The following is a 21,307-nucleotide window of genomic DNA, read 5'->3' as shown; positions in this document are numbered from 1 at the left end:
TCGCCGGTAGCCTGACCCGGTGAATCGCCTCGCCCACGAGACCAGCCCCTACCTCCGCCAGCACCGGGACAACCCGGTCGACTGGTACCCGTGGGGGCAGGAGGCCTTCGACCGGGCTCGGACCGACGACCGGCCGATCCTCCTCTCGGTGGGCTACTCCGCATGCCACTGGTGCCACGTCATGGCCCACGAGTCGTTCGAGGACCCGGACACGGCGGCTGTCATGAACGAGCTCTTCGTGAACGTGAAGGTCGACCGCGAGGAGCGCCCGGACGTCGATGCCATCTACATGGAGGCGGTGCAGGCCATGGCCGGGCGCGGCGGCTGGCCCATGACGGTCTTCCTCGCGCCCGACGGTCGGCCCTTCTTCGGCGGCACCTACTTCCCCAGGGTGCGACGCGGCAGCATGCCGTCGTTCGTGGAGCTCCTCCGGGCGGTCGCCGAGGCGTGGCGCGAGCGGCGCAGCGAGCTGCTGGAGCAGGCCGACCGCCTCACGGAAGCGATCGGGCGCGTCGCCGGGCTCGCGGCCGGTGACGAGCTGCCCGGCGTCGACACCCTCGACACCGCCCTCTCCCACCTGGCCGACCAGTTCGACCCCGAGTGGGGCGGCTTCGGCCGCGCCCCGAAGTTCCCACAGGCCATGGCCCTCGAGCTGGCCCTGCGCTCGCCCGGCCACCGCAGCGACGACCGCACCCGAACGGTGGTGACGACGTCACTCGACGCCATGGCCTCGGGCGGCATCTACGACCACCTGGGCGGCGGGTTCGCCCGCTACTCGACCGACGCCTTCTGGATGGTGCCCCACTTCGAGAAGATGCTCTACGACCAGGCGCTGCTCGCCCGCGTCTACCTGCACGCCTGGCAGGTGACGGGCGAGGAGCGCTACCGCCAGGTGGCCACCGAGACCATCGAGTACGTGCTCCGCGATCTGCGCCACCCCGCCGGCGGCTTCTTCTCGGCGGAGGACGCCGACTCCGAGGGAGAGGAGGGCCGGTTCTACGTCTGGCGGCAGGAGGAGATGGAGGACGTCCTGGGGCCCGACGCGCCGGGGGCGATCGAGTGGTACGGGGTCACGCGGTCCGGCAACTTCGAGGGGGCGAACATCCTGCACCGGCCGTTGCGCGGTGACCTGGTCCGACCGCCGGCCATCGAGGCGGCCCGCCAGCAGCTCCTCGAGGCGAGGGGCCGGAGGGTCCGGCCCGGACTGGACGACAAGGTGCTCACCGAGTGGAACGGGCTCATGCTCGCGACCCTCGCCGAGGCCGCCGCGGCGCTGGGGCGCGCCGACTGGCTCGAGGCGGCCGTGGCCAACGCGGAGTTCCTGCTCGCCCACCTGCGCCGACCCACCGACGGCCGCTGGCTCCGCTCGTGGCAGGGCGACGACGGGGGCCGGGCCCGCCACCTGGCGTTCGCCGCCGACCACGCCGCCCTGGTCGACGCCTTCACCCGCGTGGCCGAGGCCACGGGTGAGGCCCGCTGGATCGAGGCGGCCCGCGACGCCGCCGACCGCCTGCTGGCGCTGTTCCTGGACGACGCCGAGGGCGGCGTGTTCACCACCGGCTCCGACGCCGAGGCCCTCGTGACCCGCCCGAAGGACGTGCTCGACAACGCCACGCCGTCCGCGAACAGCCTGGCCGCGCTGGCGCTCCTGCGCCTGGCGGCGCTCACCGGCGAGCCCGCCTACCGGGAGCGGGCCGAGGCGATCCTGCGCCTCCTCGGCCCGCTGGCCGCCGAGCACCCCACGGCCTTCGCCCACCTGCTGGCGGCCGTCCACCTGCACGTGTCCGGCGCGACGGAGATCGCGATCGTGGGCGATCGGCCGGATCTGGTGCGGGCCGTCGCCGCTCGCTACGTGCCCAACGCGGTGGTGGCGTGGGGCGAGCCCTACCGGTCGCCGCTGTGGGAGGGCCGGCGCGCCGGTCTGGCGTACGTGTGTCGCGACTTCGCGTGCCGGGCGCCGGTCGACGCGGTGGACGACCTTCTCGCCCAGCTCGACGCGTGACGCGCTAGGCGGCGGGCTTCTCGAGGATGTGGATGGCGCAGGCGGAGCCGAGCCCGATCACGTGGGTGAGACCCACCCTCGCCCCCTCGATCTGGCGGTCGCCGGCCTCGCCCCGCAGGTGGGTGGCCACCTCGTAGACGTTGGCGATGCCGGTCGCCCCCAGCGGGTGGCCCTTCGACAGCAGACCCCCCGACACGTTCACCGGGATCTCCCCGTCACGCCAGGGACCTCGCTTGTCGATCCACTCCCCTGCACCGCCGGGCTCGCACAGCCGCAGGTTGTCGTAGTGGCGCAGCTCGGCCGTGGCGAAGCAGTCGTGCAGCTCGACCAGATCGAGGTCCTTGGGATCCACGCCGGCCTGCTCATACGCCTTGTCGGCCGCCTGCCGGGTCAGGGTGTTCACGTCGTACTGCACGAGCCCGCCCTCGACGTAGGGGTCGGAGGTGAGCACCGACGCCGACACCTTCACCGCCCGCCGCTGCACCTCGGCGGGCAGCGACCGCAGCCGCTCCTCGCCGACCACCACGGCGGCGGCGGCGCCGTCGCCGGTCGGGCAGCACATCAGGACGGTGTTGGGGTAGGCGATCATCTCCGCGCCCATGACCTCCTCCAGGGAGAAGGCCTTCTGGTACTGGGCCAGGGGGTTGAGCACCGAGTGGGCGTGGTTCTTCTCGGCCACCTTGGCGAACTGCTCGAAGCCGACGCCGTCGTGCTCGTAGGCGTACTCCATCCCGGCCAGGGCGAACGTGCCGGGCATGAGGTTCGAGCCCAGGATGCCCTCGACGCCCATGACCGCCCCGTAGCGCCCGGAAGGGGTGAACTCGTGGCTCTCGCCGCGAGCCCGGCTGGCCGCGCCGAGCATCCCCATCTTGCCCATCTGCTCGACGCCGACGGCCAAGCCCATGTCGGCCTCGCCGGCCTTGATCGACAGGATGACGGTGCGCAGCGCGGTGGCGCCGGTGGCGCAGGCGTTGGCCACGTTGAACACCGGGATCCCGGTCTGGCCGATCTGCTTCTGGATCCGCTGGCCCACACCGGCGTTGGCCTCGTAGAGGCACCCGGAGGCCATCACGTCCATGTCCCTGATCGTCACGCCGGCGTCGTCGAGCGCGGCCAGCGCGGCCTCGCTCCCCAGGTCGATCAGGTCCTTGTCCTTGTACCGCATGAACTTCGTCATGCTCACGCCGATGAGCCACACGCTGTCAGCCATGCCGAACCCCCTCAGGCCGCCGGCGCGAAGCCGAAGGCCACGGCCTCGGTGCCGTTGTCGTCCGTGCCGGCCACGAAGGTGGCGAGCCGCACGGGCATCCCCAGGGTCACTCGCTCGGGCGTGGGATCGGTGTCGACGATGTTCGCCTTGACGATCCCGCCCCCGTCCAGGTCGACGACGGCCGATACGAACGGGGCCGGCACGCCCGGTGCGGCCCGGTGCACGATCGTGAAGGCCCGGACCACGCCGGTGTCGCCGAGCCGGCGGGAGCCGAACTGGCGGCCCCCACAGCTGGCGCAGGCGTTTCGCCGGTCGAAGTACAGCGCGCCGCAGCCCGTGCACTCGTGAGCGACCAGGTACGGCGGCTCCTCGAGCACCAGGTAGTCGACGATCGGGACGCGGTCGGCCATGGCACTCCCCCCTCGCAGAACGGGGCGCAGCCTACGGCGCGCGACGACGCCGGCTCCACCCACCGGCCACGCCATGGCCGCTCCCGGGGGCTACGCGCCCGCCTCCGCCGCGAGGACCGCGACGTCACCGCTCCCCGTCCGCACGGCCACCGATGCGGGGGCAGCCGGATCCGTGGGGACGCGCACGTCGACCTGCCCGTTCCCCGACGTGGCGTCCACGGCGTAGGGTCCGCCGGGCAGCCGCACCTCCACGTCGCCGGCGCCCACCCGGACGCCCACGTCGGTGGGCGGGGCGACGAACGCCAAGGTGACCTGCCCGGACCCGACCGACCCCGAGAACGAGGGGGACGTCAGGTCGCTCCCGATGAGGTCGCCGGAACCGGTGGAGAGCTCGGCGTCGCCAGCGAGGCCCCGCACCGACACGTCGCCCGAGCCGGCCTGAACCAGCAGCGACCGGTCGATGTCGGTCGCCTCCACGTCGCCGGGGCCGGTGCGGACGTCGACCCTGCCGGAGACGCCCCGGACGGCGACGTCGTCGGAGCCGCCCCGCACCTCGACCGCCAGCGCCGACGGACCCTCGACGAGGACGTCGGCCGAGCACAGTGGCACCAGCCGAGGGCATCGCAGCCGCATCCGCAGCTGGCCCCCCTCGAGCGAGAGCTCCACGTCGGGACGGACGAACAGGTAACGCTCCCGCACCCGCACCTGCACGTCGGTGCGCTCGGACCCGGCGACGGTCACGGTTCCTGCGCCCGTCTCGACGACCACGCCGGCGATCGGCTCGGTCACCACGGTCGTCACCACCTGGTCCCGGTGGAGCAGGGCGAACGCGACGAGGGCCACGGCCGCGACCGCGGCGACCACGAACAGGGCTCTGCGCACCTCAGCCTCCCCACCGACCGCGATGGACGACGTCGTCGAGCGGTCTCCGCGTCCGGCCGGCCGAACGGCCCGGCTCGTCGGGAGCAGGCCAGCCGAGCGCCACCGCGCCGATCGGCCGCACGCCCCCGGGCACCCCGAGCGACGAGAGGAGCTCGGCCTCGGCCCGGAAGATCCCGAAGAAGAGCGCGCCGAGGCCCTCGTCGACGGCCGCGAGGAGCAGGAGCATGGTGGCGAAGGCGGTGTCGATCTGCCAGTACGGCACCGGCCAGCTCGCCTCGTCGGCCAGCCCGCTCGCCACCTTGTCGGGCTCCGCGTAGCGGTCGAGATAGGCCTGGGGCTCGGCCAGCGGCAGCACCAGCACCGGCGCCCGGAGCAGCCCCTGCCAGCGGAACCCGGCCCGCCGTTGCGGGGGGAGGGTGACGTCCCAGAAGCGGGTCGTCTGCTCGGGGCCGTCGAGCACCAGGAAGGAGTACCCCTGGCTGTTGCCGGCCGACGGCGCCCGGCTGGCCGCGTCGAGGACGGCGTCGAGCACCCCGGCCGGCACGGGCCGGCCGTCGAAGCTCCGGACCATCCTCCGGTGCCGGACGACGCTGGTGAACTCCACGGGCGGCTCTCCCCTCGTCGCCGCCGGGCGGCCGCCTACGGCTGCAGCTTCAGCAGGTCGTCGGCCAGCGCCCAGCCGAACGCGATCAGGCAGTCGCCGCGCTCCGGCTGGATGCCGTCGAACAGGGCCACCACGTCGGCATCGATCTTCTCGGGCCGCAGGGACTCGTGGTCGAGCACGCACGACGGCGAGCCCTCGCCGGTGAGCACGAACGTGCGGTCGTCGTAGGTGCCCTCGGAGCCGAAGCGCTTCACCAGCCGCCGGCCCCAGGCCCGCTCCTCGCCCGTGGCCTTGTGGCCGGGCCTCGGGACCACGTCGACCAGCGCCTTGTAGACCTCGAAGCCCCCCGGCCCCGACAGTCGGGTCCCGACGAGCACGTCCTCGTCGGGGAACGCCAGCACGGCCCGCCGGAGCTGATCGGTCACGATCGCCCGCAGGACCGACTCACGCTTCGAGGACCGCTTGACCGACCCCAGGCCGATCAGCACGCTCGGGGTGCCACCGATGCGCTCCAGGGTGCAGAACGAGAACCCGTGCAGCTTCCCGTCGACCCGGGCCAGCGTGATCAGCACCCACTCCTCCTGCTGCTTCGACAGCAGCCCGAAGTCGAACCGTGCGGGGCCGCCCGCGCAGATGTCGCCCATGTCGGCCAGCTCGGCGTCGCTGAGCGACGTGCAGTCCTTGGTCTCGACCTCGATCGGCATTCCCTGCTGCCCCCGAAAGCGATGACGAGGGCCTCGTCCACCCGGCGGCGGAGAGGCGTCGGTTGTGGGTCCGGACCGTCGCCGGGGCGACGTCGGGCGCACCATTCTGCCATCTCACCGGCACCTCCTCTGCCCGGGGGCTCTCCGGGCGCCGGCCGGCGCCCGTCAGGCCACGATCGCCTCGGGGCCGAACAGCACGCGGAGCTCGGCCACGAGGCCGTTGCTGGCGTCGACGCGGTACTGCTCGGGCAGGCGGAGCACCTGGGTGTCGCCCACGTGGAGGAACACCGTGGCGTCGCCGGGGTGCTCGACGATCAGCCGCTTGAGGGCCTCGATCAGGTGCTCGTCGAGGGCACCCGGCCGCAGGCTGATCCGCACGGGCGCCCCCCCGTCGGGGATCGGCTCGAACGGCGTCACCTCCATGGCGATGAGCTTGCGGGGCTCGTCGCGGCCGTCGACCCGGGCCTTCAGGATCACCACGGCGTCGTCGACCAGCTTGAACCCCTGCTCGGCCATGGTCTTGGGGAAGACCATCACCTCGACCGACGACTGCAGATCCTCCAGCGTGAACACCGCCATGAGGTCGCCCTTGCGCGTGTACTTGCGGGCCAGGCTGGTGACCACCCCGCCCACCTGCACGACCTCGCCGTCGGGCTTGTCGGCCAGCTCCGCGACGGTGACGTCGCAGCGGCGGCGGAGCGCGGCCTCGGCGCCCAGCAGCGGATGGTCGCTCACGTAGAGGCCCAGCATCTCCTTCTCGAGGGCGAGCCGGGCCGACTTGTCGAACTCGACGTCGGGAATGCCGATGCGGTCGTCGTACCCGCTGTCGGCGTCGGGTTCGGAGGCGTCGCCGAACAGGCTCATGATCCCCTGGTCGCGCTCCCGACGCCGCGCGACCGTCACGTCGATGATCTGCTCGAACGCGGCCAGCAGCCCCTTGCGCGGGTGGCCCAGCGAGTCGAAGGCACCAGCCTTGACGAGCGACTCGACCGCCCGCTTGTTCAGCACGCTCACGTCGACGCGATCGCAGAAGTCGTGGAAGTCGCGGAACGGCCCACCCCGGTCGCGCTCGTCGAGGATCAGGCCCACGAGGCCCTCGCCCACGTTGCGAACCGCGGACAGCCCGAACAGGATCGTGCCGTCCTGGGGCGTGAAGTCGACGTCGGACCGGTTCACGTCGGGCACCTGCACCGTGATGCCCATGGCCCGGCACTCGGCCAGGTACACGGCGGCCTTGTCCTGGTTCGCCTTCACGCTCGTCAGAAGGGCGGCCAGGTACTCGACCGGGTGGTGCGCCTTGAGGTAGGCGGTCTGGTAGGCGACGTAGCCGTACCCGTAGGAGTGGCTCTTGTTGAACGCGTAGTCCGCGAAGGGCTCGATGATGTCGAAGAGCTTGGTGCCGAGGTCGCGGCCGTAGCCGGTGGCCACGCACCCCTCGACGAACTTCTCGCGCTCCTCGGCGATCAGCTCCCGGATCTTCTTGCCGCAGGCCTTGCGGAGGTTGTCGGCCTCGGCCAGCGAGTAGCCGGCGAACTTCTGCGCCACCCGCATGACCGCCTCCTGGTAGATCATCAGGCCGTAGGTGTCGGCCAGGATCTCCTCGAGGTCGGGGTGCAGGTAGGCGATCGGCTTCCGTCCGTTCTTGCGGTCGGCGTAGTCGTTGTGCATGTTGGCGGCCATGGGGCCGGGGCGGTACAGGGCCACGAGGGCCGCCACGTCGTCGAAGCTCGTCGGCGCCAGCGACCGCATGAGGGCCCGCATCGGTCCGCCCTCCAGCTGGAACACGCCGATCGAGTCGCCTCGGCGGAGCAGCTCGAGGGTGCCGTCGTCGTCGAGCGGCACGTGGTCGATGTCGAGGCTGATGCCCCGCCGCGCGAGCAGCTCGAGGGTCTGGTCGATCACCGAGAGGTTGCGCAGGCCGAGGAAGTCCATCTTCAGCAGGCCGAGCTCCTCGACCCCGTGCATCTCGTACTGGGTGACGATGGGGGCGTCGTTCGGGTCGACGCCTGACTCGGGCTTGCGCTGGATGGGCAGGTACTCGGTGAGCGGCTCGCGCGTGATCACGACCGCGGCGGCGTGGATCCCATCCTGGCGGCGGAGACCCTCGAGCCCCCGGGCCACGTCGACGACCCGATGGACGTCGGGGTCGGTGGCGTACATCTCGCGGAGCTCGACGGCCGCCTTGTACCCGTCCTCGAACTTGGCGTGCGACTCGAAGCACGCGTGCAGCGGCGTGTCCCGGCCCATCACGAGCGGGGGCATCGCCTTGGCGATGCGGTCGCCGACCGCGTAGGGGTAGCCGAGCACGCGTGCCGCGTCGCGCACCGCCGCCCGGGCCTTGATGGTGGAGAAGGTGACGATCTGGGCCACATGGTCGCGGCCGTAGCGCTCGGCCGCGTACCGGATCATCTCGTCCCGGTACCGGTCGTCGAAGTCCATGTCGATGTCGGGCATCTGGACGCGGCCGGGGTTGAGGAAGCGCTCGAACAGCAGGTCGTACCGGATCGGGTCGAGGTCGGTGATCCGCAGGCAGTAGGCGACGCAGCAGCCGGCGGCGCTCCCTCGTCCCGGCCCCACCCGGATCCCCCGCTCCCGGGCGTGGCGGATGAGGTCCCAGACGATGAGGAAGTAGGAGGAGAACCCCATGTCCGAGATGACGCGCAGCTCGTAGCCGAGCCGCTCGACCACCTCCGGGGGCAGCGGATCGCCCCACCGCTGGCGGGCCCCGTCGAGGGCCAGGTGGCGGAGGTGGTCGTCGTCGGAGGCGAAGCCCTCCGGCAGCGGGAACGCCGGCAGCTGGGGCTTGCCGAACTCGATGGTGACCCGGGCCCGCTCGGCGACCCACAGCGTGTTGTCGCAGGCCTCGGGGAGCTCGGCGAACAGCGAGCGCATCTCGGCCGCCGACTTCAGGTAGTGCTGATCGCCCTCGAACTTGAAGCGATCCGGGTCGGACATGAGCGCGCCCGTCTGCACGCACAGGAGGGCGTCGTGGGCCAGATGGTCCTCGCGCCTGGTGTAGTGGCTGTCGTTGGTGGCGAGCAGCGGGGCGCGGATCCTGCGGGCGATGTCGACCAGCTGGGGGTTGGTGCGGCGCTGGGCCGCCAGGCCGTGGTCCTGCACCTCGACGAAGAGGTGGTCGCGACCGAAGATGTCCTGGAGCCGGCCCGCCTTCTCGAGGGCGCCCCGCTCGTCGCCGTTCAGCAGCGACTGCAGCACGTGGCCGCCGAGGCACCCGGTGGAGGCGATGAGCCCCTCGTGGTGGCGCTCGAGCAGCTCCCAGTCGAGCCGGGGCTTGTAGTAGTAGCCCTCGAGGTACGCGAGGCTCGACAGCTTGATCAGGTTCCGGTAGCCGGCGTCGGTCTCGGCGAGCAGCGTCAGGTGGTAGTAGAGCTTCTGGCCGCCCTCGACGTCGCCGCCCGTGTCGTCGACCCTTCCCCGTCGGGGCGGCCGCTCGGTCCGGTGCTCGTGGGCCATGTAGGCCTCGGTGCCGAGGACGGGGACGACGCCCTGGTCCCGGCAGGCCTTGTAGAAGTCGAGGACCCCGTACATGTTGCCGTGGTCGGTGATCCCCAGCGCCGGCTGGCCGTCGGCGGCCGCGGCCGCCACCAGGTCGCCGATCCGCGATGCGCCATCGAGCATCGAGTACTCGGTGTGGACGTGCAGATGGGTGAACGAGTCGCCCACGCCCGCTTCCCTCCCGGCTCCGCCCAGGGTTCGTCCACAGCCTGTGGACGAACTACACCCGTGTGATTCGCCAACCTAGCGCGGTGGCGGCACCCGTGCGATCGGCCCTACCTCGGCTCGACCTCCCGGGTGATGGTGGCACCCAGGGACGCGAGCCTCGGCGCCAGCTCGCCGTGGCCGCGCTCGACCATGGCCCCGTTGCCCACGAGGCTCTCCCCGTCGGCGATGAGGGCGGCGAGCACCAGCGCCACCCCTGCCCGCAGATCATGGGCGTGGACCTCGGCACCGTGGAGGCGCCGAGGTCCGTGCACCACGGCCGCGCCGTCCTTCACGGTGATCTCGGCGCCCATCCGGGCCAGCTCGCCCACGACCGCGAAGCGCTGCTCGAAGATGATCTCCCGGATCCAGCTCACCCCGTCGGCCAGGCAGGCCAGGCTGATCATGGGCGGCTGGAGGTCGGTCGCGAAGCCGGGGTAGGGCCAGGTCAGGACGTTGATGGGCCGGAGCGGGCCGGTGCGGCTGACCCGCACCACGGCCCCGTCGGCCTCCAGGTCGACCCCCATCTGCTCGAGCTTCCAGCGCGCGATCCCCAGGTCGGCCAGCTGCACCCCGGCCAGCGTGGCCGAGCCCCCGCTGGCCGCCACCGCCATGGCGAGCACGCCGGCATCGATGCGGTCGGGGAGCACGGTGTGCTGCACGGCGCAGAGCCGGTCGACCCCCTCCACCGTGATGAAGCCGGTGCCCACGCCGTGCACCTGGGCCCCCATGCGGTTGAGAAAGAGGGCGAAGTCGGCGATCTCGGGCTCGAGGGCCGCGTTCTCGATGACGCTCGTCCCCTCGGCGCAGCAGGCCGCCGCGATGAGGTTCTCGGTTCCCGTGTGGCTCGGCATGTCGAGGTAGAGGTGCGTGCCCCGGTGCCGCCCCCCGACGACCCGGATGCGGTCGCCCTCCTCGAGCACCGTCGCCCCCAGACGCGCGAAGCCCCGGTAGTGGAAGTCGAGGCCGCGCCCGCCGAGGTCGCAGCCGCCCACCCCGTCCAGGGTCACCTCGCCGAGGCGCATCAGCACCGGCGGGATGAACAGCACCGAGGCCCGGATCTGGTTCGTCAGCTCGGCCGGCAGGACGCTGGAGGTGAGCCGGCCGGCGTCGATCACCAGGGCCCGCTCGGCCGGGTGGACCTCGACGGTGGCGCCGACGGCCCGGGCGATCTCGACGGCCACGTGCACGTCGCGGATCATCGGCACGTTGCGGAGCACCGTCCGGCCGCTGTCGGCCATCAGTGCGGCGGCGATCATGGGCAGGACGGCGTTCTTGGCGCCCTGGACGAACACGGTTCCCTCGAGGGGGGCACCGCCCTGCACCCGGTACGTGACCCGCTCGTCGGCCAGCCCGCTCACAGGTAGGTCCCCGGCCGCTCGCCGCCGACCGGCTCCTGCTGCCCCGGCGGCAAGCGCTTCCGCATGTCCTCGAGCTGCTGGCGGGCCGACATCTGCTGGGCGAAGAGCGTGGCCTGGATGCCGTGGAACAGCCCCTCGAGCCAGCCGACCAGCTGGGCCTTGGCGATCCGGAGCTCGGCCTCGCTCGGCACCGCGTCGTCTTCGAAGGGCGGCGCCAGGCGGCTCAGCTCGTCGCGCAGGTCGGGCGACATGGCGCTGGCGAGCTCCTGGACCGAGGTGTCGTAGATGTCGCGGAGCCGCTCTCGGCTCGGCTCGTCGAGGGGAGCGCTGCGCACCTCGTCGAGCAGCTGCTTGATCATGGAGCCGATCCGAAGCACCTTGCCGGGCTGCTCGACCGCCTCGGTGTCCCCGCGCCCCGGCTGGGCTCGCACGACCTCGGCCCGCTGCGGCTCGCTGTGGATGGGCTCTCCCCCCGGCCCCACGAGGTCGGCGTGTTCGACGGCAGGTTGATCAGCCATGGCCATGATCCTCCCCGATGCCGAGCCCCGGGGCCAGACGCCTGTTCGGCGGGGGTCAGCGGGAGACGGACAGGAGCGGCACGAGCATCTCCGCCGGCGTGAGCGAGCCGTGGCGGCCCACCAGCTCGTACGGCCCGGTGTCGGCCGGATCGTCGAACGACACGTCGCTGCGAGCCGCGACCAGCACGTCACCCAGGCGGTCGGCGGCGTCCCGCAGGACCCGCGGCCCGAACCACCCGGCCAGCACGGCCTCCTCCACCCCCATCACCCACGCCTCGTCACCGTGGGCGGCACGGGCCGCCTCGAGCAGCTCGGAGGCGTGCCCGGGGAGGGCGTGCAGCCAGCGGAAGCGGCCCTCGCCGGACAGCAGCTCGCAGTGGCGCAGAACCTCGGGAGCCAGCGGCCTGACGTTGTCGCCCACGTCCACCTGGCCGTGATCGGAGGTCACGACCAGGGCCGCACCGGGCGGGAGGAGCCCGCACAGGTCCCCGACGAGACGGTCGACGAACGCGAGCTCGCTGTCGTAGTGCTCGTCGAGGCCGTACTCGTGGGCGACCTTGTCGATGCCCTCGTAGTAGGCGTAGACGAAGGGCTCGCCCGACGCGACGAGCTTGCGGACCTCGAGCACGAGGGTCGACGGCACCCGCCACCCGTGCCACTCGACCCCGGCCAGGTGGGCGGCCGAGAAGCCGGAGCCCTCGAACTCGGCCTTGGTCACCACGGGCACGCGCGTGCCGAGGAACGGCACGATCGCCTGGAAGTCGCCCGGGGGGATCGACCGTCGGGCATCGCCACCCGGGGTCGACCATCGCAGCACGTTGAGCACCTCTCCGTGCACGTCGATGCGGTAGCCGACGACGCCGTGCTCACCGGGTGGCAGACCGGTCGCCAGCGACGTGAGCGCCGTCGCCGTGGTCGACGGCACGACCGTGCAGATCGCACCGCCGGCCATGGCGTCGAGGGTCGGGGCCATCGACGAACGGGCTCGCAGCTGCTCCCATCCGAGGCCGTCGAGCACCAGCAGCACCACCTGTCGTGCCTCGGCCAGCTCGGGCGGCACCCACGCCGGCAGCCCCCGGGCCCGAGCCAGCAGCACCGGCACCACGTTGCTCAGGCAGGCGCCGCCGTAGTCGGGCAGCATCGGGTGGTCGCCCACGGATCGTCCCTTTCCACCTCTACCGGCCGGAGCCCGGCAGGCCTCGAGGAGTCCAGCACCACCGCCGGCCCTACCGCACGTCGGGCCGCATCGGTGCTGGCCAGGGACCGTGCGGCGTGGGCGGCACGGCCTCGGTCCCGTCCCCGAGATCACCCCGCCCTACCATGACGCCCGTGAAGGTCTCGACCCGGGGGGACTACGCGAGCAGAGCGCTGCTCTCGCTCGCGCTGCACCCGGAGGAGACCGGACCCACCTCGGTGCGCGACATCGCCGAGCGGACCGGGCTCCCGCAGCCTTACCTCGAGCAGATCCTCCTCGCCGTCAAGGGGGCCGGGCTGGTTCGCTCGAAGCGCGGGGTGGGGGGCGGCTACGTCCTGGCGAGGCCGCCCGAGGAGATCACCCTCGGCGCCATCGTCAGCGCCGTCGACGGACCGATCACCGTGGGAGACTTCGGCGAGCCCCACCAGGACGGCGCCTGCGACCACGAGGGGCAGTGCGTGCTCCTGGCCATCTGGTCCTCCGTCGGGGGACGCATGCGCGAGCTGCTGGACTCGTTCACGCTGGCCGACATCGCGGCCCAGGCCCGGGGCGAGGCACCCTGGCCGGGCGCCTCCACCTCGTGAGGCGCCGGGCTAGCGGAGCGCCTCGAGCACCTGCTCGAGGTCGGCGGGTGCCCGAGCCGTGAACGTGCACCGCTCCCCAGTGCGGGGGTGGTCGAAGGCCAGCTCGGCGGCGTGGAGGAGCGGGCGGGGCGCCGGCAGGCTGGCGCGCTGGCCGCCGTAGCGACGGTCGCCCACGACCGGGTGGCCGATGGCGGCCAGGTGGACCCGGATCTGGTGCGTGCGGCCCGTCTCGAGCCGGCACGACAGAAGGCTCACCGCCACCGGGTCACGGAAGGCCCGCACCGCCTCGTAGCGCGTCCGGGCCGCTCGCCCCTGGCTGGAGACGGCCATGCGGGTCGGGTCTCGCCGCGCCCGCCCGATCGGGGCATCGACCAGACCCGCCGCCTCGGTCAGGTGCCCCCACACCAGGGCGAGGTACCGCCGGGTCACCTCTCGTCGGGCCAGCTGGCCGACCAGCGAGGCATGGGCGGCCGACGTGCGGGCCACCACCAGCAGGCCGGTGGTGCCCACGTCGAGGCGATGGACCAGCCCTGGACGGTCGGGGTCGCCCACACCCGCGAGCTCCGGGAAGCGGGCCAGGAGCCCCTGCACCAGGGTCCCCTGAGCGTGGCCGGCGCCCGGGTGCACCACCAGGCCCGCAGGCTTGTCCACCACGATCACCTCGTCGTCGACGTACACGAGGGGCACGAGCACGCTGGGATCGGGCGCCACCGCCGGGCGGTCGTGGCGCGGGGGAAGGGCCACACGGACCTCTGAGCCGGCCGCCACCCGGGCGGCCCGGGTCGTCACCGGGCGGCCATCCACCAGCACCGCTCCGCCGGCCACCAGCGCTGCGGCCTCGGCCCGGCTGACGTCGGCCAGGAAGGCCACGACCCGGTCGAGGCGCTCATCGTCGAGCGCCGGCGGGAGGAGCCCGCCGGCCTCGGCCGGGCGGTCGCTCACCCCGGCGAGGGAGGGGGTGCGGGCTCCCGCAGCCCGCCGAGCACCAGCAGGATCCCACCGATCACGATGGCCGTGTCGGCCACGTTGAAGATGGGCCACCACTGGAAATCGATGAAGTCGACCACGCCGCCCTGCAGGAAGCCGTCGCCCGAGCGGAAGGCGCGGTCGAGCAGGTTGCCGATCGCTCCCCCCAGCACCAGACCCACCGCCACCGCGCCGGGAAGGCTCTGGCGGTGACGCCCGGAGCGCAGCAGGATCACCACGATCGCGAGAGCCGCCACGGCGATGAACGGCGCCAGGCCCGGACCGAGCCCGAAGGCGCTGCCCTTGTTGAAGGCCAGGTTCAGCCGGAGCGTCCACGCCACGGAGACGATCCGGTCGTCGAGGGCCGTGAGCGCCCACCACTTGGTGAGCTGGTCGACGATCACGACGGCGATGGCCACCCCCGCCACCAACGCCACCCGATGGCGGGACGACGGGGCACGACCGGCTGGAGCCTCGGTGGCGTCAGCGTCGCCCGAGGCCACCGGCCTTGTACTCGACCCGCTCACGAGCCCACGGTATCGCCCGCAGGCGCTCTTTCGGAATGGGCCCGCCCGAGACCTCGCACACTCCGTATGTGCCGAGGTCGAACTTGGCCAGGGCCCGGTCGATCTCGTCGATCGCCTGGCGAGCCGCCTGGGACAGGGCGAGGTCGCGCTCGCGCTCCACACTCAGCGTGTCGCCCTCGCCCGACTCGTCGTCGAACTGCACGTCGCCCGGCTCGAACTCGGCCGCGAGGGCGTCGTACTCGGCCTGGAAGCGCTCGGCGTTGCGGAGGTTGCGCGCGCGCTCCTCGAGCAAGAGCTTGCGCTGCTGCTCGAGGAACTTGGCATCGAACGGGCTGGCGCGACGGGCCGGAGCCTTGGCCGGAGGCCTCGCCGCCTTCACCGCAGGCTTCGCCGTCTTGGCCGCCGCCTTCGCCGGAGCCTTCGCCGCCTTCACCGGGGGCTTCGCCGGAGCCTTCACCGCCTTGGCCGGAGCCTTCACCGCAGGCTTCGCCGCCTTGGCCGCCTTGGCCGGAGCCTTCACCGCAGGCTTCGCCGCCTTCACCGCGGGCTTCGCCGCCTTGGCCGGAGCCTTCACCGCAGGCTTCGCCGCCTTGGCCGGAGCCTTCACCACCTTGGCCGGAGCCTTCGCCGCCTCGGCCGGAGCCTTCACCGCAGGCTTCGCCGCCTTCACCGCGGGCTTCGCCGCCTTCACCGGGGGCTTCGCCGCCTTGGCCGGAGCCTTGGCCGCCCCTGTGGACCTGCTCGCACGAGTCATGCGCCCCCGTCCTTCCCCCGCCAAAGGGGGCGGATCGTATGCCGGAAGCGGGATTCGGTCAAGGCCGATCGCCGCGGCGACGCGAGGCCTTCGGAGCCAGCTCCCGCTCGAGGACGACCGTGACCTCGTCGGCGCTGACACCCTCCAGCAGGAAGCGCTTCGACCGGCTGGACGCACCCGACAGCAGCCGGACCCGAGCGGGCTTCACCCCGAACAGCTCGGCGAGCACGCCGGCGAGCGCCTCGTTGGCGCGACCACCTTCGGGCGGCGCGGCCACACGGACCTTCAACGCCCGGCCGTGCCGGCCGCTCACCTGGGAGCGGCCTGCCCCGGGCTGCGCGTGCACGGACAGCACGATCCCGTCAGCGGTCACGGTCATCAGGTCGTCGACTGCCACGAAGGCCCTCCTCGGTCACGGGCGCCCGCGCCCGCCGACGTGCCCGGCTGACCCGGGTCGGCCGGGCACGAACCCACCAATAGCATGGCCTCCATGCCCTTCGGACCCGTCGACCCCCAGCTCGACCTCGTCGCCCTCGAGCAGCGGGTGCTGGCCCGCTGGCGCGAGCACGGCATCGTCGAGCGGGTGCGGCGGCATCGGGCCGGCGCCACGCCCTGGATCTTCTACGAGGGTCCCCCCACCGCCAACGGCCGCCCCGGCCTGCACCACGTGTGGGCGCGCGTCTTCAAGGACCTGTATCCGCGATTCCAGACGATGCGCGGCCACGACGTGCCCCGGAAGGGCGGGTGGGACTGCCACGGGCTGCCCGTCGAGATCGAGGTCGAGAAGGAGCTGGGGCTCACCTCCAAGCACGAGATCGAGGCGTACGGGGTCGCCGAGTTCAACCAGCGCTGCCGCGAGTCGGTGCAGCGCTATGTCGAGGACTGGAGCTCGCTCACGGTCCGCTCCGCGGTGTGGATCGACACCGCCGACGCGTACTGGACGCTCTCGAACGACTACATCGAGTCGGTGTGGTGGCTCGTCCGCCAGATGTGGGATCGGGGTCTTCTCTACGAGGGCCACCGGGTCTCGCCCTACTGCCCCCGCTGTGGCACGGCGCTCTCGTCCCACGAGGTCGCTCAGGGCTATCAGGACGTCGTCGATCCGTCCGTCTACGTGCGCTTCCCCCTCTCGGGAGCGGGCGCGCCCGACGCCGACCTGCTGGTCTGGACCACGACGCCCTGGACCCTGCTCTCCAACGTCGCCTGCGCGGTGGGCGCCGGTCTCGACTACGTGCGGCTCCGGGGCGCGGCACCGGGCCGCGACCTGGTGCTCGCCGAGGTCGCCCTCCCCAGGCTGTTCGGCGACGTCGAGGGCGGGGAGGTGGTCGAGCGCTACCGCGGCGACGAGCTGGTGGGGTGGCGGTACCAGCGGCCGTTCGACACCCTTCCCCTCGGCGAGGGCGGCGAGCGCGTCGTGGCCGGCGAGTTCGTCAGCACCGAGGACGGCTCCGGCATCGTGCACCTCGCACCCGCATTCGGCGAGGACGACGCCGAGGTGGGGCGGGCCGAGGGTCTCCCCACGCTCAACCCGGTCGGCGCGTCGGGCACCTTCGACCACACCGTCCCCTGGCTCGACGGCACCTTCGTCAAGGACGCCGACCGGCGCGTCATCGACGACCTGGCCGCTCGCGGCCTGCTCGTTCGCGAGGTCCCCTACGAGCACGCCTACCCGCACTGCTGGCGGTGCGGCACCCCGCTGATCTACTGGGCCAAGACCTCCTGGTTCGCCCGCACCGCCACCCGTCGCGACGAGCTGCTGCGTGAGAACGAGCGGATCGGCTGGCACCCCACGCACCTCAAGCACGGCCGGTTCGGCAAGTGGCTGGAGGGCAACGTCGACTGGGCGCTGAGCCGCGACCGCTACTGGGGCACCCCACTGCCGGTCTGGCGTTGCCCGGCCGGGCACGACACGTGCATCGGGTCGGTCGCTGAGCTGTCCGAGCTCGCCGGCGTCGACCTCGCCGGACTCGACCTGCACCGCCCCTTCGTCGACTCGGTCACCCTCGCCTGTCCGGTCGACGACTGCGGAGCGCCGGCCCGCCGCCTCTCCCCGGTGCTCGACGCCTGGTTCGATTCGGGCTCCATGCCCTCGGCGCAGATGCACTACCCGTTCGCCGACGAGGCCGCGTTCGGCGCCGCCTTCCCCGCCGACTTCATCTGCGAGGCCATCGACCAGACCCGTGGCTGGTTCTACTCGCTGCTCGCCGTGAACACGCTGGTGTTCGACAGCACGCCCTACCTGAACGTCGTCTGCCTCGGCCACATCGTCGACGAGCAGGGCCAGAAGATGTCGAAGTCGCGCGGCAACGTCATCGACCCGTGGGACGTGTTCGACCGATTCGGGGCCGACGCGCTCCGCTGGTACTTCTTCTCGGCGGGCCAGCCCTGGTCACCCCGCCGGGTGTTCGAGGAGGGCATCCGCGAGACCACCCGCAGGACGCTCCTCACCCTCTGGAACGTCTACGCCTTCCTCACCACCTACGCCGATCTCGAGGGCTGGGTGCCCGATCCGTCGGCTGCGCCGCCGACGCACCTGCTCGACCGGTGGGTGCTGTCCGAGCTCGACGACACCGTCGCCACCATGACGGCCGCCCTCGACGGGTTCGACGCGCTCACTGCCGCCACGAGGCTCGGGCGCTTCGTCGACGACCTCTCCAACTGGTACGTGCGCCGCTCGCGGCCCCGGTTCTGGAAGGCCGCCGACCGGGCCGCGCACGCCACGCTCCACGAGTGCCTCGTCACCACCGCGCGGCTCCTGGCCCCGTTCTGCCCGTTCATCGCCGACGAGATCGACACCACGCTCACGGGGGGCGACTCCGTGCACCTGGCCGACTGGCCGACTCCCGCCGGCCGCCACGACCCCGCCCTCGCCGACCGCATGGACGCCGTCCGCCGCCTGGTGGCGCTGGGTCGGGCCGCCCGCACCGACGCCAAGGTGCGGGTGCGCCAGCCCCTGCGGCGGGCGCTGCTGCTCCACCCCGGCAGCGAGCTCGACGACGACGCCCGCCGAGAGATCGCCGACGAGCTGAACGTGAAGGCTCTCGAAGACATCGACACCCTCTCCGGGCTGGTCAGCTGGACCGTCGTGCCGAACTTCCGCGTGCTCGGACCACGGCTCGGGCCCAAGGTCAGCGCCGTCAAGGCCGCCCTGGCCGAGGTCGACGGGGCCGCGATCCAGCGGGCGCTCGAGACCGACGGCTGGGTCGAGGTCACCGGCGAGCGCCTCACGGCGGCCGACGTCGAGGTGCGCGCCGACCGCCACCAGGACTTCGCCCTGGCCCAGGACGGCCCGTGGGCCGTCGCCCTCGACCTGGACCTCGACGACGCGCTCCGCGTCGAGGGCACCGCTCGCGAGCTGGTTCGCGCGGTCAACGACCTGCGCAAGTCGCTCGGCCTGCACCTCAGCGACCGCATCCGCCTGGGTCTGTGCGGAGGCGACCGGGTCAGCGCCGCGGTCGCCGAGCACGGCCCGTGGATCGCCGCCGAGGTCCTGGCCGTGGAGTTGGCGTTGCAGCCCGACGCCGACCTCGACCTCGACCTCGACGTCGAGCCGACCCGTGCGTCGATCGAGGTCGTCGAGCGCTGACCCCCGGTCGGTCAGCGGCGCCGGCGCAACCGGCCCCCCCAACGCTGCTGATCCACCCGGTCCTGGTCGAAGAACGACAGGTCGTCGTCATCGGCCGGGAGATCGTCGCGCGGACCGAGGGGCTCGGGGTCGACGATCGCCCGGCGGAGCTCGGCGAGGAACGGGTCGTCGTCGGCGGCGGCGGCGTCGAGGTGCACCAGGGGCACCTCCTGCGTGGCCGACCCAGCCAGATCGGCTCCGGCCGTGGCGCGGGCCGTGACCGGGTCCGGTGCGGGCTGCTCCACCGCCGGCGCGATCGGAGCTCGCTCCCGCTCGGCCAGCGGTGGGACGACCGACAGCGGGGGCCGCACCGACGGGGGTGCCGCGGGGGTGGCGTCGGGGACCTCGAGCCCGGGCGGCACGAACAACTCGGCCGCCGGCTCGGCGAGGGGCACCACGTAGCCCGCGTCGCCACCGGCTGCGGCCACCACCGGTGTCGGCCAGCCGAGCGGCGGCAGGGGCAGCTCGACCTCGCCGGTGGGCTCCTCGGCGGCTCCTGCCGCGGAGATCTCCACGGGGGCGAGCCCCTCGGACGCAGCGCCCACACCGGGCAACCCCTCGGGCATCGGCGGCTCGTCCGACGGTGGCTCGACGCCGGCCTGGGCCGGCTCGGCCGGGGCGGATGGCGCCGGCGCCACCGCGTCGTCGGGTCGCGGGACCGCGTCGAACCCCCCCGGGACGGGCTCGACCCCTGCCGTGGCCGTGGCGGCCCCCGACAGCGCCGCTGCGCCGCGCAGGGCCGCGGGGTCGTTGAGCACCCGCTGCAGCTCGGTCACGGTGACGGCCAGCCGCTCCCGCTGGTCCGCGAGGTGGCGCTCGAGCGTGCTGCTCTGCAGGCGCAGGGACTCGCGGGCCTGCTCGAGCGACGCGATCTCCTGGTGCAGGCGCTGGCGTGCCTCGTCGGCCTGGCGCCGAACCTCGGCCTCGGTCTCGGCCACCAACGTGCGGGCCCGCTCCTCGGCCTCGACGAGGCGCTGGCGGACCTGGCCGTCGATGTCGGCGTGCAGCTCGGCAGCACGGGCCTCGGCCTCGGCCACGAGCCGGGTGGCCGTCGACTCCGCCTCTGTCACCAGGGCGTGCGCCCGCTCCTCGGCCTCGGCCACGGCGGCGTCGGCGGTGCGCTGGGCCAGCACGAGGGTGCGACGGAGGGTCTCGTCGGTCTCACCGGACTCCTGCGACCGGCGCTCGGCCCGAGCGGCCCGCTCGTCGGCCTCGTTCGCCCGCGCCAGCAGCGAGTCGACCCCCTGGGCGACGCGCTCGAGGAACGCATCGACCTCGTCGGGGTCGTAGCCACGCCACTTCTCACGGAACTCGACGTCATGGAGCAGCTTCGGCGTGAGGTCCATGAGCGTCCATGCTACCGATGGCACCGGGCGCGACAGGGGATGGGCGACACCGCCGGCGCTCGGGCGGGACCGGTTAGCAGAGGATCCGCACGACCACGAGCTGCAGCAGCAGGACCGCGATGATCGGCGACAGGTCGAGGCCCATCCCACCGATCCCGATCGGCGGCAGGACGCGCCGGATCGGCCCCAGGAGCGGCTCGGTGATGGTGACCAGGAACTGGTAGACGCTCGCGAACACGCCCTGGCCGGACACCGGGAACCAGCTCAGGATGATGCGGGCGAAGATCGCGTACGTGTAGACGACGACGATCTGACAGAGGATGGCCACGAACCGGGGACGGGCTCAGTCGTGCAGCCCGCGCTCCTGCAGGCGGCGCTTCTCCTCGGCGGAGACCTCGACGTTGGACGGGGTGAGCAGGTACACGCTCTGGGCCACCCGCTCCATGTGCCCGCTGAGGCCGTAGCAGAGCCCGCTGGCGAAGTCGATCAGCCTCCGGGCCAGGTCGCGGTCGAGGCTCTGCATGTTGACGATGACCGGCAGCCCCTCCTTGAAGCGGTCGGCGATCTCCTGGGCCTGGTTGAACGAGGTCGGCGACAGGACCTGCGGCCGGGCCGAGACCTGCGGGGCGATGGGCCGCACCACGGGGCCGGGCGTCGGCCGAGCGGTGACGGTCGATCGCTCGACCGGCGACGCCGCCACCGGCACGGGCGTGATCGTGCGGACCGACCCCCCCGACTCGACCGGCTCGGGCCCCGCCTCGGCGCGGACCGCGGCGGGCTGGCGCCTGGGCGGCTGGGCGCGCGGCTGGGCCTCTTCGAAGTCGTCGTACTCGTCGTCCGGACCGAGTCCGAGATAGATCATGGCCTTGCGCCACATGGATGCCATGCCGGTTCCTCCG

Annotated in this window: 19 protein-coding genes; 3 read left to right on the top strand and 16 right to left on the bottom strand. The window is 72.8% G+C overall.

From position 1 onward, the window contains the following. Positions 1 to 19 precede the first annotated feature (19 nt). Positions 20 to 2,002, top strand: a complete 1,983-nt coding sequence (locus IPM45_17100; GenBank protein ID MBK9181246.1) for a thioredoxin domain-containing protein — start codon at positions 20 to 22, stop codon at positions 2,000 to 2,002. Between the two features lie 4 nt (positions 2,003 to 2,006). Here IPM45_17100 and IPM45_17095 read toward each other — a convergent pair whose 3' ends face one another. The 9 genes from IPM45_17095 to IPM45_17055 form a co-directional block, all read right to left on the bottom strand. Then, the gene (locus tag IPM45_17095; protein MBK9181245.1) at positions 2,007 to 3,212 is read right to left on the bottom strand and encodes a thiolase family protein; all 1,206 of its coding nucleotides are present in this window, start codon (positions 3,210 to 3,212) and stop codon (positions 2,007 to 2,009) included. Between the two features lie 11 nt (positions 3,213 to 3,223). Beyond that, on the bottom strand, positions 3,224 to 3,622 hold the full coding sequence (locus IPM45_17090) for an OB-fold domain-containing protein (protein MBK9181244.1): 399 nt from the start codon (positions 3,620 to 3,622) through the stop codon (positions 3,224 to 3,226). 90 nt (positions 3,623 to 3,712) lie between these two features. Beyond that, entirely contained in the window at positions 3,713 to 4,504 is a 792-nt protein-coding gene (locus IPM45_17085; protein MBK9181243.1) for a DUF4097 family beta strand repeat protein, read from the bottom strand. Position 4,505: 1 nt separating this feature from the next. After that, the gene (locus IPM45_17080) at positions 4,506 to 5,108 is read right to left on the bottom strand and encodes a nitroreductase family protein (GenBank protein ID MBK9181242.1); all 603 of its coding nucleotides are present in this window, start codon (positions 5,106 to 5,108) and stop codon (positions 4,506 to 4,508) included. 35 nt (positions 5,109 to 5,143) lie between these two features. Then, entirely contained in the window at positions 5,144 to 5,812 is a 669-nt protein-coding gene (locus tag IPM45_17075) for a hypothetical protein (GenBank protein ID MBK9181241.1), read from the bottom strand. Between the two features lie 165 nt (positions 5,813 to 5,977). Next, positions 5,978 to 9,496 carry a DNA polymerase III subunit alpha gene (dnaE, locus tag IPM45_17070; GenBank protein ID MBK9181240.1) on the bottom strand — a complete coding sequence of 1,173 codons (3,519 nt, stop codon included), beginning with the start codon at positions 9,494 to 9,496 and terminating at the stop codon, positions 5,978 to 5,980. Between the two features lie 107 nt (positions 9,497 to 9,603). After that, entirely contained in the window at positions 9,604 to 10,884 is a 1,281-nt protein-coding gene (murA, locus tag IPM45_17065; protein MBK9181239.1) for a UDP-N-acetylglucosamine 1-carboxyvinyltransferase, read from the bottom strand. Positions 10,885 to 10,889: 5 nt separating this feature from the next. Beyond that, a complete protein-coding gene (locus tag IPM45_17060) occupies positions 10,890 to 11,411 on the bottom strand; it encodes a bacterial proteasome activator family protein (GenBank protein MBK9181238.1) in 522 nt (173 codons plus the stop codon). A 55-nt stretch (positions 11,412 to 11,466) separates the two neighbouring features. Beyond that, positions 11,467 to 12,552 (bottom strand): alkaline phosphatase family protein, encoded by a 1,086-nt coding sequence (locus IPM45_17055; GenBank protein MBK9181237.1) that lies wholly within the window; start codon positions 12,550 to 12,552, stop codon positions 11,467 to 11,469. A gap of 188 nt (positions 12,553 to 12,740) precedes the next feature. On the opposite strand from IPM45_17055, the gene IPM45_17050 reads away from it, so the two are divergent. Beyond that, positions 12,741 to 13,190, top strand: coding sequence for an Rrf2 family transcriptional regulator (locus IPM45_17050; protein ID MBK9181236.1), 450 nt, complete (start codon positions 12,741 to 12,743; stop codon positions 13,188 to 13,190). Positions 13,191 to 13,199: 9 nt separating this feature from the next. Here the strand turns inward: IPM45_17050 and IPM45_17045 are convergent, their stop codons facing one another. From IPM45_17045 to IPM45_17030, 4 genes are read right to left on the bottom strand one after another with little or no spacing between them, the layout of a single operon-like run. Then, positions 13,200 to 14,132 carry an RluA family pseudouridine synthase gene (locus tag IPM45_17045; GenBank protein MBK9181235.1) on the bottom strand — a complete coding sequence of 311 codons (933 nt, stop codon included), beginning with the start codon at positions 14,130 to 14,132 and terminating at the stop codon, positions 13,200 to 13,202. Beyond that, positions 14,129 to 14,593, bottom strand: a complete 465-nt coding sequence (gene lspA / locus IPM45_17040; GenBank protein MBK9181234.1) for a signal peptidase II — start codon at positions 14,591 to 14,593, stop codon at positions 14,129 to 14,131. Before lspA ends, IPM45_17045 begins: the two co-directional genes overlap by 4 nt. A 46-nt stretch (positions 14,594 to 14,639) precedes the next feature. Further along, on the bottom strand, positions 14,640 to 15,437 hold the full coding sequence (locus tag IPM45_17035; GenBank protein MBK9181233.1) for a TraR/DksA C4-type zinc finger protein: 798 nt from the start codon (positions 15,435 to 15,437) through the stop codon (positions 14,640 to 14,642). Positions 15,438 to 15,495: 58 nt separating this feature from the next. Next, positions 15,496 to 15,816 carry a YggU family protein gene (locus IPM45_17030; GenBank protein ID MBK9181232.1) on the bottom strand — a complete coding sequence of 107 codons (321 nt, stop codon included), beginning with the start codon at positions 15,814 to 15,816 and terminating at the stop codon, positions 15,496 to 15,498. 111 nt (positions 15,817 to 15,927) lie between these two features. Here IPM45_17030 and IPM45_17025 point away from each other — a divergent pair, with 111 nt between their 5' ends. Continuing rightward, positions 15,928 to 19,023, top strand: a complete 3,096-nt coding sequence (locus IPM45_17025) for an isoleucine--tRNA ligase (GenBank protein ID MBK9181231.1) — start codon at positions 15,928 to 15,930, stop codon at positions 19,021 to 19,023. An 11-nt stretch (positions 19,024 to 19,034) separates the two neighbouring features. On the opposite strand, the gene IPM45_17020 is transcribed toward IPM45_17025, so the two are convergent. The 3 genes from IPM45_17020 to sepF all read right to left on the bottom strand — a co-directional run bounded on the left by IPM45_17020 (position 19,035) and on the right by sepF (position 21,294). After that, positions 19,035 to 20,408 carry a DivIVA domain-containing protein gene (locus IPM45_17020; GenBank protein MBK9181230.1) on the bottom strand — a complete coding sequence of 458 codons (1,374 nt, stop codon included), beginning with the start codon at positions 20,406 to 20,408 and terminating at the stop codon, positions 19,035 to 19,037. 73 nt (positions 20,409 to 20,481) lie between these two features. Continuing rightward, entirely contained in the window at positions 20,482 to 20,736 is a 255-nt protein-coding gene (locus IPM45_17015; GenBank protein MBK9181229.1) for a YggT family protein, read from the bottom strand. A gap of 15 nt (positions 20,737 to 20,751) precedes the next feature. Further along, positions 20,752 to 21,294, bottom strand: coding sequence for a cell division protein SepF (gene sepF, locus IPM45_17010; protein ID MBK9181228.1), 543 nt, complete (start codon positions 21,292 to 21,294; stop codon positions 20,752 to 20,754). Between the last annotated feature and the right edge of the window lie 13 nt (positions 21,295 to 21,307).

The organism is Acidimicrobiales bacterium, from assembly GCA_016716005.1.
GTDB lineage: Bacteria > Actinomycetota > Acidimicrobiia > Acidimicrobiales > JADJXE01 > JADJXE01.
The sequence above is the reverse complement of the archived record's forward strand: the minus strand, read 5'-3'. Positions and strand labels throughout refer to the sequence as shown.

Bases quoted from the DNA above. Each gene is read 5' to 3' on its own strand.
- IPM45_17030 (MBK9181232.1), bottom strand. From the start codon at position 15,816: ATGACCGTGACCGCTGACGGGATCGTGCTGTCCGTGCACGCGCAGCCC.
- IPM45_17035 (MBK9181233.1), bottom strand. From the start codon at position 15,437: ATGACTCGTGCGAGCAGGTCCACAGGGGCGGCCAAGGCTCCGGCCAAG.
- IPM45_17095 (MBK9181245.1), bottom strand. From the start codon at position 3,212: ATGGCTGACAGCGTGTGGCTCATCGGCGTGAGCATGACGAAGTTCATG.
- IPM45_17055 (MBK9181237.1), bottom strand. From the start codon at position 12,552: ATGCTGCCCGACTACGGCGGCGCCTGCCTGAGCAACGTGGTGCCGGTG.
- IPM45_17060 (MBK9181238.1), bottom strand. From the start codon at position 11,411: ATGGCTGATCAACCTGCCGTCGAACACGCCGACCTCGTGGGGCCGGGG.
- IPM45_17020 (MBK9181230.1), bottom strand. From the start codon at position 20,408: ATGGACCTCACGCCGAAGCTGCTCCATGACGTCGAGTTCCGTGAGAAG.
- IPM45_17025 (MBK9181231.1), top strand. From the start codon at position 15,928: ATGCCCTTCGGACCCGTCGACCCCCAGCTCGACCTCGTCGCCCTCGAG.
- IPM45_17075 (MBK9181241.1), bottom strand. From the start codon at position 5,812: ATGCCGATCGAGGTCGAGACCAAGGACTGCACGTCGCTCAGCGACGCC.
- IPM45_17090 (MBK9181244.1), bottom strand. From the start codon at position 3,622: ATGGCCGACCGCGTCCCGATCGTCGACTACCTGGTGCTCGAGGAGCCG.
- sepF (MBK9181228.1), bottom strand. From the start codon at position 21,294: ATGGCATCCATGTGGCGCAAGGCCATGATCTATCTCGGACTCGGTCCG.